The organism is Nocardia neocaledoniensis (assembly GCF_029868625.1).
Lineage (GTDB): Bacteria > Actinomycetota > Actinomycetes > Mycobacteriales > Mycobacteriaceae > Nocardia > Nocardia neocaledoniensis_A.
In genome coordinates, this window is sequence record NZ_JARWOJ010000167.1 from 26,013 (window position 1) to 39,926 (window position 13,914).

Genomic DNA, 13,914 nt, shown 5'->3' on the forward strand with positions numbered 1-13,914 from the left:
GGTCAGCAGGTGAAGTAGTCGCGCAGCGCGGCGGGGACGCCGTCGGCTTCGGCGGTGCCCCAGCAGACCTCGTGCGGGAAGAGCACGTAGGTGGTCCAGGTGCCGCCGACACGGCGCACGATGCGCTGGTTGTCGCCCGGGGTGTCGAAGGAGATCACCGCCCAGGTGCCGTCGCACCAGCCGACGGTGGCGTTGTCGAGCAGGCCCAGGTCGGCGGAGATGCCGTCGGGGTGGCACGGGCCGGGCGCGTCCTGGAACCGCAGCTGCCCGTGGACGGTCTGCCCGCCCGCGGTGAGGAAGGCCGCGTGCATGCCCTCCGGGACCGGGTTCGTCCCCGCGGGGGCGGTCATGCCGTAGTGGTAGCAGCCGACCGGTGCCGTGAAGACGGCTCGCCCATCGGCGTCGGTGACGGCTTCCTGGCGCTGTGTCTCGGTGGTCTCGCCGACGGGGATGTCGTGCCCGGCCGGGTCGCACGGTTGGCGCAGGCCGATCCACACCGGGACGTCGGGGACGGGCACGCCCGACAGGGTCTCGGTGCGCAGCGCGATGGTGCCGGTCGCGGGAGTGGGCGGCGGCCCGGGCGGGGCCGGAGTGGTGACGCGGGTGGGCGTCTGATCCACCGGCGCGACGGTGGCGGGCGCCCCGGTCGGTGGCGCGGCCAGCGGCGCGGTGACGACGGTGGTGGTCGTGGTCCCCGCCCGGCTCGGTGCCGCGGGCGATCTCGGATCGTCGGTGGCGCACGCCGCGAGCAGCAGCGTCACCCCGGCGATGATCCCGATCCAGACCTGCTGCCTCGCGGCCATGGCTCACCCCTCGGAAACGACAGCCATACGTCACGGCTATCGCCCGGGGCGGGACGCGCGTTAGCGCTGGTCCAGGGGCCCTGACGGGGAGCGCTCAGCGGGACAGGAAGTCCAGCAGCACGCGGAACTCCGGCAGCGACAGATGCCCGTCGCCGTCCTGGTCCGCCGCGGTGAGCAGGGCGCCCGCCGATTCCTCGATGAGCCCGCCACCGACATGACGGATCAGGGAATCCAGTTCGCTGACCGAGATGCGCCCGTCGCCGTTCACGTCGAACACCCGGAACGCGGCATCGGCATCGGTGACCTCGATCCGCCCCGCGACCACCGCGGCGTCGAACTCGGCCCGGGAGACCAGGTGGTCACCGTCGGTATCGGCCGCCGCGACCATCCGTTCGACCGCGTCCCGGTCCACCTCGATCCCCGCGGCGCGAATCCCGGCCACGATGTCGTCCACCGAGACCTGCCCGTCCCCGTCCCGGTCCCACAGCGCGAACGTATCCACCGGTTCCGCACTCATCGCGTACTCCCTTTCCCCACGGTCGGCGAAGTCCGCATCGACGACCGTCGCCACAACTCTACGTTTCCGGCCGCCGCGGGTGGTTCTTCCCTTCCCGCGCAGCGCTTTCCAGGCGGGCTGACCGGCGAGTACCCGGCGGCGCGCTCGGGCAGCCGATGTCGACGCTCCGAAGACCGTGGCGCACAGGGCCGTCCGCGAAGTCAGTCGCCGATGCCCTGCGGGCGGACCACCATGACCGAGGACGCGCGTTTGCCGCTCTCCTCGAGCAGGGCGATGGCGCGGCCGGCGGGGTCGATGGCGGCGTAGACGCCCTTGATGCCGACGGGGTCGAGCCAGCGGCCGTTGCGCAGGTCGTCGGCCTGGGTGGCGTCGATGTCGCGGTGCGGGAAGGCGGTGCGGACCGCGGTGTCGATGTCGAGGCTGAGCAGGGGCTGGTCGGCTTCGGCGGCAGCGGCGAGTTCGTCGAGGGTACGGGCGTGTTCGAGGGTGAACGGGCCGACCCTGGTGCGGCGCAACGCGGTCAGGTGGCCGCCGACGCCGAGTGCGGCGCCCAGGTCGCGGGCCAGCGCGCGGATATAGGTGCCCGAGGAGCAGTCGACCTCGACGTCCAGGTCGACGAAATCGCCGACGTCGCGACGGGCCAGCACCTGGAAGCGCGACACCGTGACCGGACGGGCCGCCAGCTGGACGTCCTCCCCGGCGCGGGCGCGCGCGTAGGCGCGTTCCCCGTCGACCTTGATGGCGCTGACCGTGGCGGGAACCTGCTCGATGTCGCCGGTCAGCGCGGCGACGCCGGCCGCGATCCGCTCATCGGTGACGTGCCCGGCCGGCGTGGTCGCGACGACCTCACCCTCGGCGTCATCGGTGATCGTGGACTGTCCCAGCCGGATGGTCGCGGTGTAGGCCTTGCTGGTGAGGATCAGCTGACCGAGCAGCTTCGTCGCCCGCTCCACGCCGAGCACGAGTACCCCGGTCGCCATCGGATCCAGGGTGCCCGCGTGTCCGACCTTCTTGGTGCGCAACAACTTCCGGCTCCGTGCCACCACATCGTGGCTGGTCCAGCCGCCGTCCTTGTCGACGATCACCAGTCCGCCCAGCTGCCCGACCGCGGGCGTGCGCGCGGCCATCAGCCGTGCGCGATCGCGGTCAGGATCAGCCCGTCGGCGATCAGCCAGCGGCCGTCGAACGCGGTGAGCGGGGTGCCGCCGTCGTTCGTCGTCCCGGGGACGAGCAGTTCGGTGTGGAAGGTGCCGGAACCGGAATCGGCGGTGCGCGAATCGATCTCGAAGGTGATGTGCGCGTCCTCGAAGCCGAGCCAGCGCAGCGTCAGCGGGAACCACGCCTTGTAGGTGGCCTCCTTGGCGCAGAACAGCAGCCGATCGAGGTGCAGGCCCTCGCCGGGCGCGCTCGCCAGCCAGTCCCGTTCGGCGGGCAGGCTCACCGAATCGAGCACGCCCTCGGGGAGTTCGCCGTGCGGTTCGGCGTCGATACCGACCGAGCGGAAGCGCAGCGCGTGCGCCATCGCGGCGGCCCGGTAGCCGTCGCAGTGGGTGAGACTGCCGACCACGCCGCGCGGGAACAGCGGCATCCCGCGCTCCCCCTTGCCGATCGCCACGGGCGGTTCACCGAGCTGCTCGAGCGCGAGCCGGGCGCAGTGCCTGGCACCGATGAAATCGCGACGGCGCTTCTCGACCGACTTCGCGATGAGGTGCTCTTCGGCCGGGTGCGCCTTCAGGTCGTCGGGATACGCCAGCAGCTCCGCGGCGGCCACCCCGGACGGCAGAATGTTGTCGAGCAAGCCCATGGTCCTCACCAAATCAGTCGTCGATGCCCGAGGCAAATCGCTGTCACAGCCCGCGCCTCCGGTCGGCCTTGGCCCGCATCTCCGCCGCGGCGGCCTCCATCTCCGGGGTCACGCGGAAGTGCCCGCCCCAGGAGTTGAGATCGCCCTCGGCGTAGACCGGTTCGGGCAGGATCTGCCGCAGCAGCGGCTCGGGCATGCCGCGGCGCTTCCATTCGCGCGGATAGCCGAGGGAGACCTCCTCGAACCGGACACCGTCGTAGTAGGTCGTGCGCGGGATGTGCAGATGACCGTAGACCGAGCACACCACGTTGTAGCTGGTGTGCCAGTCGGCGGTGAGATCGGTGCCGCACCACAGCGAGAACTCGGGGTAGAACAGGATGTCGGTGGGCTGGCGGACCAACGGGAAGTGGTTCACCATGACCAGCGGAGTGTCCGGCTCCAGCGCGTCGAGACGGCGCTGGGTGTACTGCACGCGGGCGTGGCACCAGGCGTCCCGGGTCAGGTACGGGTCAGGGGCCAGCAGGAACTCGTCGGTCGCGACCACATTGCGCTCGCGCGCCACGGCCAGGCCCTCGGTCTTGGTCGAGGTGCCCGCGGGCAGCCACGAGTAGTCGTAGAGCAGGAACATCGGCGCGATGGTGACGCGGCCGCCGTACCGCTCGGCGCCGGAGCCGGTCCACACCGGGAACGGGTCCTCGGGGGTGACGACGTCGAGGTCGCGGCACATCGCCACGAGGTACTCGTAGCGGGCGGCGCCGTGCATCTGCACCGGGTCCTTGGGCGTGGTCCACAGCTCGTGGTTGCCCGGCACCCAGATGACCTTGGCGAATCGTTGCCGCAGCAGATCCAGCGCCCACCGGACCTCGTCGGCCTTCTCGCCCACGTCACCGGCGACGATCAGCCAATCCTCCGGCGAATCCGGCTGGATCTGCTCCACGACCGGCTTGTTGCCCTGATGTCCCACGTGCACATCACTGACCGCCATCAACTTCGGAATCACCTGTCCACAGTGGCACACCCGCGCGCGGGACCGGCCGTGGGTCGCCGTTGCGGCCGTGTCACGCCCCTTCGGCGACGAGCAGGTCCAACAGTCCGGGGAAGCGGGCGTCGAGGTCGGCGCGGCGCAGGGCGACGGTGCTGCGGTTGCCGTAGTCGATCTGCCGAACCAGACCCGCCTGGCGCAGCACCCGGAAATGGTGGGTGCGCGTCGCCTTCGTCACCGGGAGGTCGAAGGAGGAGCAGCTGCGGTCGCCGTCGGTGTGGTCCAGTGCCAGCAGGGTGATCACCCGGCGGCGCAACGGATCGGCGAGTGCGGCCAGAACCGTGCCCAATTCCAGTTCGGGTTCTTCCGCCATGACACCTCCGTTAGGTACGACTTGCATCATACCTACCGGACCTTTACGGTCGGGCAGGTACGACGACGACCATACCTAGGAGCTCTCGTGACCGATACCTTCGCCCTGATGGGCTTCGCGCACCCCAAGCCCGAACGCCGCGACGAACTCCGCGAACTGCTGCTCTCGTTCGTCGAACCCACCCGCGCCGAGGAGGCTGCCTCGAGTACCACGTCCATGTCGACAGCGCCGACCCGTCGGTGTTCGCGTTCTACGAGGTGTGGCGCAGCCGCGCGGATCTGGACGAGCACCTCGCGCTGCCGCACATGCGCGAGTTCTGGGAGTCGCGCATGGACTACCTGAGCCGCGACCTCGACATCCGCTTCATCGACATGCTCAGCCCGTATCCGCGCTGAGGGGATCAGGCGTCGAACAGGCCGGCGACGAAGGACAGCACGCGCGGCCGGGCCTGCGCGTCGATCTCGGGATGGCCGCCGGGGTACTGGCCGAACTCCACCGCCGTCCCCGAGGCCCGCATCTGGGCGAGCAGGGCGTAGCTCATCGGCAGTGGGACCACCGTGTCGGCGGCGCCGTGCACGATCAGGATCGGCTGCCGATAGCCGACGGTGGGCACCACCATGTAATCGCGCAGGGCCGCGCCGACGCCCTCGGCCTCCACCGGGCGCGCCAGCAGCGAGCCGATCGACGCGCCGTCGACCACGTCGCCGAAATCCTCGACGCAGCTGGTGGCGATCGCGTCGACGACCGCGCGGCCGCGCGGGCTGAGCAGGCCGTTCACGTCCAGGTCGGGGCGGGTCGCGCGCAGTCCGGCGAGGATGCCGGCGAACGGGCCGACCAGCTCGTCGACGATCGGCAGATTCGGGACGCGTGGGTCGAGCCGGGACAGGATCTGCTCGAAGTTCGATTCCGGCGCCAGGGCGACGGTGCCGCGGAAATCCAGTTCCGGCGCGTAGTCCCCGGCAAGATTGCCGGTGCCGAGCGCGGCGTGCCCGCCCTGCGAGCCGCCGACCACGGCCCAGGTCTTCGACAGGCCCGGTTCCGCCGCGCGGGCGGCGCGGACGAGGTCGATCGTGGCCGTGGCCTCGGTGCGGGTGTGCAGGTACGGGTGCACGGTGTCGGATCCGGCGGACAGCCCGAGGTAGTCCGGCGCGACCACGGCCCAGCCCCGGTCCAGGAACGATTGCAGCAGCGGGCGCTCGTGCACCGCCTTGTTCGTGGTGATGCCGCACTGCGGGCCGAGGCCGCTGGTGCCGTGGTCCCACGCGACGATCGGATAGCCGCCCGCGGGCGCGGGCGTGTCCGGCAGCAGGACGAGCCCGGCGCCGTTGATGAGTCCGCCGGTGGGCCCCTCGGTGCGGTAGTCGACGATCGCCGCGCGCGACCAGTCACCCCATCCGGCGGGCTGTTCGAGGTGCCCGAGCAGCGCGCCGGCGCCCTCGGGTGCCGCTTGCGCCGCGGGAACACCGATCCCGGCCCCCGCCAGCAGGACCGCGGCGCCCGTCACCAACCGCAGACCGATACCCCTGGACATCACGCCACGCACTGCTCCGCCTCCATCACCGGCTCGAAGTCGACCGTTCCGACGGTAGTGCGCCCGGGCGATCGAGGCCCCGGGTGTGACGAGCGCCACTTTCTACGCCGCGCCGCGCGGGACGTCGGCGCCGACCCTTGCCCAGCGGCCGGAGCGGGCTCTGGCGACCACCGCGAGCAGGCGCAGCAGCATGAACGCGACCAGTCCGGACCAGATGCCCGCCACGCCCCAGTCGAAGACGAGCGAGAGCCAGATCAGCGGCAGGAATCCGACCAGGGCGGCGGCGAGGGTGGCGGTGCGCAGGAAGGCGGCGTCGCCCGCGCCGAGCAGCACGCCGTCGAGGGCGAAGACCGCGCCCGCCACCGGGATCATGGCGACGAAGAACCACCAGATGACGTGGGTGCGGTCGAGGACCTGGGCGTCGCCGGTGAACAGCAACGGGATCACGCCGGCGCCCGCGGCGAAGGCCGCGGCCAGGAGCAGGGCGAAGATCTCCGACCAGCCGGTGACGCGGCGCGCGATCCCCTTGGCGGCGCGCGCGTTGCCCCCGCCGAGCGCCGCCCCGACGAGTGTCTGCGCGGCGATCGCCAGCGAATCCAGCGTCAGTGCCAGGAAATTCCACAGCTGCAGCACCAGCTGATGGGCGGCGACCGAGGCCGCGCCGAAGCGCGCGGCCACCGAGGCCGCCGAGACGAAGCACACCTGGAACGAGAGGCTGCGCACGATGAGATCGCGGCCGAGCACCAACTGCGCCCGCATCACGGAAGGGCGTGGCCGTAACGACACCCGTTCCCGCAGGAGCGCGTACACGAACAGACCACCCGAGACGAGCTGACCGGCCACATTGGCCACCGCCGAGCCCGCGAGTTCCAGGCGCGGCGCGCCGAGCAACCCGTACACCAGTACGGGGCACAGCAGCGCCGAGAGGGCCAGGCCCGCGACCACGTACATCAGCGGCCTGCGCACATCCTGGACGCCGCGCATCCAGCCGTTGCCCGCCATCGACAGCAGGATCAGCGGCACCCCGAACAGGGCGATCCGCACCCAGATCAGCGCTTCCCCGGCGATCTCGCCTCCTCCGGCGATCGCCGCGCACAGCGGCCCCGCGAACACCTGCACGACCACCAGGATCAGCACTCCGATCGCGAGTCCCACCCAGCTGGCCTGGATGCCCTCCTCGACCGCACCGGCCCGGTCCCCCGCGCCGTGCCTGCGCGCGGCCCGCGCCGTCGTGCCGTAGGACAGGAAGGTGAGCTGCGTGCTCACCGTCCCGACGATCACGCCACCGACCGCGAGACCGGCCAGCGCCAACGCCCCCAGCCGACCGATGATCGCCATGTCGAACAGCAGATACAGCGGTTCGGCCACCAGCACGCCGAGCGTCGGCAACGCGATCCCGAGAATCCGCCGCGGCCCGACCTCGGCCTCCCGATCAACCGTGGCACTCACGCCCGTCCCTCCCGTCTCGGAGCGCCTTCCGCGCCGCGTCCGCCGATGGTCGCATATGGCACCGACGTGAAGTCGGCACCGCGACCTGACAGGGCCACAAGCGTGCTGTTCGCGCTCGGCACGCTGCGGGCCTGGTCGGCGTCGCGTGGGCGATGCCCTCTGGCGACCGGCCTCCGGGCGTCGCCGGCCCGATCGGGGCTGGGCTGGGCGAAGCGGGTGCGCGGCGGCCGGAAGACGGTGCGCCCGCTACCCACCGCCACGGCGCACGGGATCAGGTCCAGCCCGGCAACGCGAGCGTGCCCGCGGCTGGTCGGCATGCACACGACTGTCCGATTCGGGCGAAGTCGTGCGCGAGGGGCGGCGAAGCGGCACTATTGGTCACTCGCCCAGCTTCGGTCCGCCCGGCCTCGCCGGGCGATCCGGCGGACACCGACGCACCGAGGACACGACGATGGCGAATCGATGGCGACTGATCACGGCGTTCGCCCTGGTCGGCGCGGCCACCCAGCTGGTGTGGCTCACCTACGCGCCGGTGACCACGGTGGCCGCCGCGCACTTCGGCGTCTCCGAAGCCGCCGTGGGCTGGCTGGCGAACATGTTCCCGCTGCTCTACGTGGTCCTGGCGGTGCCCGCGGGCGTCCTGCTCGACCGCTGGTTCCGGCCCGCGCTGATCGCGGGCGCGGTCCTGACCGCAATCGGCGCCGATCTGCGCCTGCTGCACGACGGATTCGCCGTGGCGCTGCTCGGACAAACCGTCGTCGCGGTGGCCCAGCCGCTCGTGCTCAACGCGATCACGGGGATCGCCGGGCACTACCTCGGCGAGAAGGACCGGGCCACCGGGATCGCCGTCGGTACTGCCAGTACCTTCGCGGGTATGGCCGCGGCCTTCGTCCTCGGCGCGATCTTCCCCGGCGAGCATCAGCTGGGGACACTGACCGCACTCGGCGCCGGATTCGCGACCGTGGCGGCCGTGCTGCTCACGCTCGAACTACTGCGGGCCGGGCGAATGTCCGAAGGCCGATCCCCGGCCGTACTCCCCGCCGTGAGCGCCGACTCGGCCGCAGCCGCGCAGCTCACCACCGGCAGCCTCGCCGCGGCGAATTTCGCCCCTGGTGAGTCGGCCGATCCCGCACCGGGCTCCGACTCCGCACAGGGCGCGCCCGCTGTCCCCGGCACGGACGCGTTCGGCGGTACGGCGGCGGGCGTGGGCTCCCCGCTGACGGTCCTGCGTGCGACCCTGCGCGACCGCTACGTGCGCCGGCTGTGCGCCGCGGTGTTCTTCCCCTTCGGCACCTTCGTCGCCCTCGCCACCTACGGCCAGGCGCTGCTCGAACCGGCCGGCGTGAGCGCCGACGCCGCGAGTGTCGCCCTGCTGATCAATGTCGTGGCGGGCGTGCTGGGATGTGCGGTCGTGCCGGTGGCCGTGCTGCGGCGCGGCGCCGAACTGCCCGCGGTCATGGTCGGGCTCACGGCCAGCGCCCTCGCCTGTCTGCTCGTCGCCGTGGCGCCCGGTCTCGCTACCGGTTTCCTGGCCTTCGTCCTGATCGGTCTCACGCTGCTGCCCGCGCTGCCGATCGTGCTCGCCATGGCCGAACGGCACACCGGGACGGCGGAGGGTACGGCGGCTGGTCTGATCTGGATGTCGGGCAACCTCGGCGGTCTGGTCGTCGCCGGCGCCACCGGTCTGCTGGTCGACCTTCCGGCACTGGCCTTCGGATTGTGCGGGGCGGCAACGCTTCTCGGCGTGCCCATGGTCCGGCTGCTGCGGCCCGAACCGGTCCCGATGAGCTGATCGTCACGTCGATCGCGCCCCGGCCGTGGTCACGCATCTCGTCGCGGGCACCGACCGGATCCAGCGCCCGCCGCTCGGGAAGCCCGACACGCTCGCGGAGAATCCGCCCGTCAGCCCAGGACGGCGATCAGCGCGCGCACCACATCGCCTGCGCTCCCGTACGTGGTGTAGCCCGCGGCGAAGCGGTGGCCGCCGCCGCCGAACGTGCCTGCGACCGCGGCGACGTCGACGCCGTCGCCCGCGCCCGGCGCCGAATCACGCGAGCGCAGGGACACGGTCCAGCGGTCGTTCTGCCCGCGGGACTCCTTGAAGACGGCCGCGATGCCCGCCTCCGAGGTGGTGCGGACGACGTCGATCACGCTCTCCACCTCCTCCGGGCCGACATCGTGGGTGTCGGCCGCGCGCACGAGCGCGTACACCAGCCCGACTCCGGCGGCCGAGGGCACGACCACGGCCGAGGCGAGGACCTTCGACAGCATCGGCAACCACGAGAACGGATGGGTGTCGAGCAGCACGCGGGTGATCTCGGTGCCGTCGATACCGGTGGCGAGCAGCCGCTCGGCCAGCCCGTGCGACCCGGGCCGGGCCCACCGGAACGAGCCGGTATCGGTGACCAGACCCGCGAACAGGCAGTGCGCGATCTCCGCGTCGATCGGCACGCCCCACGCGTCGAGCAGCCGGGTGACGAGTTCGGTCGTCGAGGCGGCGGTCTCGTCGATCAGGTCGACGGTGCCGAAGCCTTCGTTGGCGCGGTGATGGTCGATCACCAGCGTGGACGACGCACCGGGTAACCGGTCGGCGAGCGCACCGAGCCTGCTGCGGGCACCGCAATCGACCACGATCAGCAGGTCGACCTCGAGCGGCACCTCGGCGGCGGGCACCAGGTGTTCGATGCCGGGCAGGGTGCGCAGCGAAGCGGGCAGCTCGGCCGGCTCGGCGAACGACACCGTCACCGGCACGCCGCGCCGGTCCAGCGCCAGCGCCAGGGCCAGCCCGGAGCCGATGGTGTCGGCATCGGGCTGCACGTGACACAGCACCGTCACCGAACGCGCCGCCGCCAGCACGGCGACGGCCGCGTCCAGGACGGTCGCGTCGCGCACGCTCGTCATGCGGGATCGATTCGGCAGGCCACACGAGCTACCGGCCACGCGCGCAGGCATGCCCGGGCACGCCGCGTAGCCACACCGACCACCGACGCCGGGCCCTGACCGCTCATGCCGGGCTACTCGTCGCCGTCGTCGTCGCGATCGGACTTGTACGGGTCCGCCTCACCGGCGTGGGTGGCGTTGGCCGCGACCTTGGCGACCTCGTCGTCGATGGCGCGCGCCCTGGCCAGCAGTTCCTCCATCTCGCGCGCCGCGTCGGGCACCGTGTCCAGCGTGAACGACAGGATCGGCGTGAACTTCACGCCGGTTCCCGCACCCACCTTGGACCGCAGCACGCCCTTGGCCGCGTCCAGACCGGCGGCCGCGGCCGCGTAGTCGGGTTCGGTGTCGAGCGTCTCGCCCATCACCGTGTAGAACACCGTCGCCTCACGCAGGTCGCCGGTCACCTTGGCATCGGTGACGGTGACGAACCGCAGCCGCGGATCCTTGATCTCGTACTCGATCGCGGTGGCCACGATCGAGGAAATCCGCTTGGCGAGTCGGCGTGCCCTGGCTTGATCCACCATGGCTGTACCTCCCTCTAGTCTTCGGGTCCGAAGATCCGGCGGCGTACTGCCAGCAACTGTAACTCCGGACGGGCGGCGACGTGCCGCTCACACTTGTCGAGCACCTCGTTCAGGTGCCCGGTTTCCGCACTGACCATGGCCACGCCGAGCAGCGCCCGGCGGTGCAGGTCCTGATCTCCGGCCTCGGCGGCGTTCACCGCGTAACGCTTCTGCAGCTCGGCCAGGATCGGGCGGATCACCGACCGCTTCTCCTTCAGCGAGTGCACGTCACCGAGCAGTAGATCGAATTCGAGCGCACCGATGTACAGCGGTGCTCACCTCCTGGTAGATGGGATTCGCCCGCATGACCGCACGCCGCACCCGAAGTGTCGGATGCGGCGTGCGGAACGGTGTGCGATATCAGTCGCGCGGCTTCTCGCGCAGCTCGTAGGCCTCGATGATGTCGCCGTCCTTGATGTCGTTGTAGGTCACGGTCATACCGCACTCGTAACCTTCGCGCACCTCGGTGGCGTCGTCCTTCTCCCGCTTGAGCGAGGAGATGGTCATCGTCTCGGCGATCACCCGGCCGTCGCGGATCAGGCGCGCCTTGGCGTTGCGCTTGACCGAACCCGACAGGACCATGCAACCGGCGATGTTGCCGACCTTCGACGAACGGAAGATCGCGCGGATCTCCGCCCGGCCCAGCTCGACCTCTTCGTAGATCGGCTTGAGCATGCCCTTGAGGGCCTTCTCGATCTCGTCGATGGCCTGGTAGATCACCGAGTAGTACCGGATGTCGACGCCCTCGCGGTTGGCCAGCTCGGTGGCCTTGCCCTCCGCACGGACGTTGAAGCCGATGATGATCGCGTTCGAGGCCGACGCCAGGTTGACGTTGGTCTCGGTGACGCCACCGACACCGCGGTCGATGACGCGCAGACGCACCTCGTCGTCGATCTCGATGCCGAGCAGGGCCTCTTCGAGGGCCTCGACCGTACCGGAGTTGTCGCCCTTGAGAATCAGGTTGAGCTCCGAAGTCTCCTTCAGGGCGGCATCCAGATCTTCCAGGCTGATCCGCTTGCGGCTGCGCGCGGCCAGTGCGTTGCGCTTGCGCGCATTGCGGCGGTCGGCGATCTGGCGAGCGATCCGGTCCTCGTCGACGACGAGCAGGTTGTCACCGGCGCCGGGCACCGAGGTGAAACCGACGACCTGGACGGGCCGCGACGGCAGGGCCGCCTCGACGTCGTCGCCGTGCTCGTCGACCATGCGGCGCACGCGACCGTAGGCGTCGCCCGCCACGATCGAGTCGCCGACGCGCAGCGTGCCGCGCTGGATGAGCACGGTGGCCACGGGGCCACGGCCGCGGTCGAGGTGCGCCTCGATGGCAACACCCTGGGCGTCCATGTCCGGGTTGGCCCGCAGGTCGAGCGAGGCGTCGGCGGTCAGCAGGACCGCTTCCAGCAGCGCGTCGATGTTGGTGCCCTGCTTGGCGGAGATGTCGACGAACATGGTGTCGCCGCCGTACTCCTCGGTCACCAGGCCGTACTCGGTCAGCTGCTGCCGGATCTTGTCCGGGTTCGCGCCTTCCTTGTCGATCTTGTTGACCGCCACCACGATCGGCACGTCGGCCGCCTGGGCGTGGTTGATCGCTTCCACCGTCTGCGGCATGACGCCGTCGTCGGCCGCGACCACGAGGATCGCGATGTCGGTGGCCTTCGCGCCACGGGCACGCATGGCGGTGAACGCCTCGTGACCCGGGGTGTCGATGAAGGTGATCAGGCGCTCGTCGCCGTTGAGATCGGTCAGCACCTGGTAGGCACCGATGTGCTGGGTGATGCCACCGGCCTCGCCCTCACGGACGTTGGCCTTACGGATCGTGTCCAGCAGTCGGGTCTTACCGTGGTCGACGTGACCCATGACGGTCACCACCGGCGGACGCTGCTCGAGGTCGTCCTCGCCGCCGGCGTCCTCGCCGTAGGTGAGGTCGAACGATTCCAGCAGCTCGCGGTCCTCGTCCTCGGGGCTGACGACGTGCACGACGTAGTTCATCTCGCTGCCGAGCAGCTCGAGGGTCTCGTCGTTCACCGACTGGGTCGCGGTGACCATCTCGCCGAGGTTGAACAGCGCCTGCACAAGAGCGGCCGGGTTCGCGTCGATCTTCTCGGCGAAGTCCGACAGCGACGCGCCGCGGGCGAGCCGGATGATCTCGCCGTTGCCGCGGGGCAGCCGCACGCCACCGACGGCGGGCGCCTGCATGTTCTCGTATTCGGCGCGCTTCGCCCGCTTCGACTTACGGCCACGACGCGGAGCGCCACCGGGACGACCGAACGCACCGGCCGCGCCACCACGGCCACCGGGACCACCCGGACGACCGCCGCCGCCACCGGGACGACCACGGAAACCACCGGCCGCGGGCGCACCGGCACCCTGACCGGCACCGGGAGCACCGCCACCGCCACCGCGGTAGCCGCCACCGCCGCCGCCACCGGGACGACCGGCACCACCGGGCGCACCGCCCGGACGACCCGGACGGCCACCGGCCGCCGGACCCGGACGCGCGGAGCGCTGGGGCATGGCACCGGGGTTCGGCCGCGGGGGCATCGAACCCGGGGTGGGACGCGGACCACCGGGACGCGGGGCACCGCCCTGCGCGGCGGCCGGACGCGGGCCACCCTGGCCCTGACCGGGGCGGGGACCGCCCTGACCGGGGGTGGGACGGGGACCGCCCTGGCCGGGAGCCGGGCGGGGACCGCCCTGACCCGGCGTCGGACGCGGGCCGCCCTGCGGGGCCGGACGCGGCGCGGGACGCTCACGATCGGGCGCGGAGCTGAACGGGTTGTTGCCGACACGCGGAGTCTTCGGGCCCGGCTTGGGACCGGGACCGGCGGGACGCGGCGCCTGGGCGCCGGGCGCCGGCTGACCCGGACGCGGCTGACCCGGGCGCGGGGCGCCCGGGGCCGGGCGCCGGCCCGGGGTGGCCGGCCAGTGTCATATAAACAAAAACCCGCCCCCCAG

The 13,914-nt window shown here is 71.5% G+C and carries 13 protein-coding genes and 1 pseudogene; 2 read left to right on the top strand and 12 right to left on the bottom strand.

Annotated elements, in window-relative coordinates; genetic code table 11:
- Positions 1-2 precede the first annotated feature (2 nt).
- The 6 genes from QH270_RS11970 to QH270_RS11995 form a co-directional block, all read right to left on the bottom strand.
- Positions 3-803 carry a hypothetical protein gene (locus QH270_RS11970; protein WP_280340924.1) on the bottom strand — a complete coding sequence of 267 codons (801 nt, stop codon included), beginning with the start codon at positions 801-803 and terminating at the stop codon, positions 3-5.
- Positions 804-897: 94 nt separating this feature from the next.
- Positions 898-1,320 (bottom strand): EF-hand domain-containing protein, encoded by a 423-nt coding sequence (locus QH270_RS11975; protein ID WP_280340926.1) that lies wholly within the window; start codon positions 1,318-1,320, stop codon positions 898-900.
- Positions 1,321-1,520: 200 nt separating this feature from the next.
- Positions 1,521-2,447: a tRNA pseudouridine(55) synthase TruB gene (gene truB / locus QH270_RS11980; protein ID WP_280340928.1), complete on the bottom strand. Its 927-nt coding sequence runs from the start codon at positions 2,445-2,447 to the stop codon at positions 1,521-1,523.
- Positions 2,447-3,118, bottom strand: a complete 672-nt coding sequence (gene npt, locus QH270_RS11985) for a 4'-phosphopantetheinyl transferase Npt (RefSeq protein ID WP_432420344.1) — start codon at positions 3,116-3,118, stop codon at positions 2,447-2,449. Before npt ends, truB begins: the two co-directional genes overlap by 1 nt.
- A gap of 49 nt (positions 3,119-3,167) precedes the next feature.
- Entirely contained in the window at positions 3,168-4,109 is a 942-nt protein-coding gene (locus QH270_RS11990) for a metallophosphoesterase family protein (RefSeq protein WP_432420345.1), read from the bottom strand.
- A 73-nt stretch (positions 4,110-4,182) separates the two neighbouring features.
- Positions 4,183-4,479, bottom strand: a complete 297-nt coding sequence (locus QH270_RS11995; protein ID WP_280340935.1) for an ArsR/SmtB family transcription factor — start codon at positions 4,477-4,479, stop codon at positions 4,183-4,185.
- A 71-nt stretch (positions 4,480-4,550) separates the two neighbouring features.
- Between QH270_RS11995 and QH270_RS12000 the strand changes: the two genes are divergently transcribed.
- Positions 4,551-4,874: a putative quinol monooxygenase gene (locus QH270_RS12000; RefSeq protein WP_280340953.1), complete on the top strand. Its 324-nt coding sequence runs from the start codon at positions 4,551-4,553 to the stop codon at positions 4,872-4,874.
- Positions 4,875-4,879: 5 nt separating this feature from the next.
- Here QH270_RS12000 and QH270_RS12005 read toward each other — a convergent pair whose 3' ends face one another.
- Positions 4,880-6,010, bottom strand: coding sequence for a lipase family protein (locus QH270_RS12005; protein ID WP_280340938.1), 1,131 nt, complete (start codon positions 6,008-6,010; stop codon positions 4,880-4,882).
- Between the two features lie 102 nt (positions 6,011-6,112).
- Positions 6,113-7,459, bottom strand: coding sequence for an MATE family efflux transporter (locus QH270_RS12010; protein WP_280340941.1), 1,347 nt, complete (start codon positions 7,457-7,459; stop codon positions 6,113-6,115).
- Between the two features lie 451 nt (positions 7,460-7,910).
- On the opposite strand from QH270_RS12010, the gene QH270_RS12015 reads away from it, so the two are divergent.
- Complete coding sequence (locus QH270_RS12015) at positions 7,911-9,251, top strand: MFS transporter (protein WP_280340943.1); 1,341 nt, start codon at positions 7,911-7,913, stop codon at positions 9,249-9,251.
- A 110-nt stretch (positions 9,252-9,361) separates the two neighbouring features.
- Here the strand turns inward: QH270_RS12015 and QH270_RS12020 are convergent, their stop codons facing one another.
- From QH270_RS12020 to infB, 4 genes and pseudogenes are all read right to left on the bottom strand, one after another.
- A complete protein-coding gene (locus QH270_RS12020) occupies positions 9,362-10,360 on the bottom strand; it encodes a DHH family phosphoesterase (RefSeq protein WP_280340945.1) in 999 nt (332 codons plus the stop codon).
- A 113-nt stretch (positions 10,361-10,473) separates the two neighbouring features.
- Positions 10,474-10,923, bottom strand: a complete 450-nt coding sequence (gene rbfA / locus QH270_RS12025) for a 30S ribosome-binding factor RbfA (RefSeq protein WP_232999835.1) — start codon at positions 10,921-10,923, stop codon at positions 10,474-10,476.
- Between the two features lie 14 nt (positions 10,924-10,937).
- Positions 10,938-11,231, bottom strand: a complete 294-nt coding sequence (locus tag QH270_RS12030) for a DUF503 domain-containing protein (protein ID WP_280340955.1) — start codon at positions 11,229-11,231, stop codon at positions 10,938-10,940.
- Between the two features lie 91 nt (positions 11,232-11,322).
- Positions 11,323-13,878 (bottom strand): annotated as a pseudogene (gene infB, locus QH270_RS12035) (translation initiation factor IF-2); the annotation flags it as partial.
- Positions 13,879-13,914 lie beyond the last annotated feature (36 nt).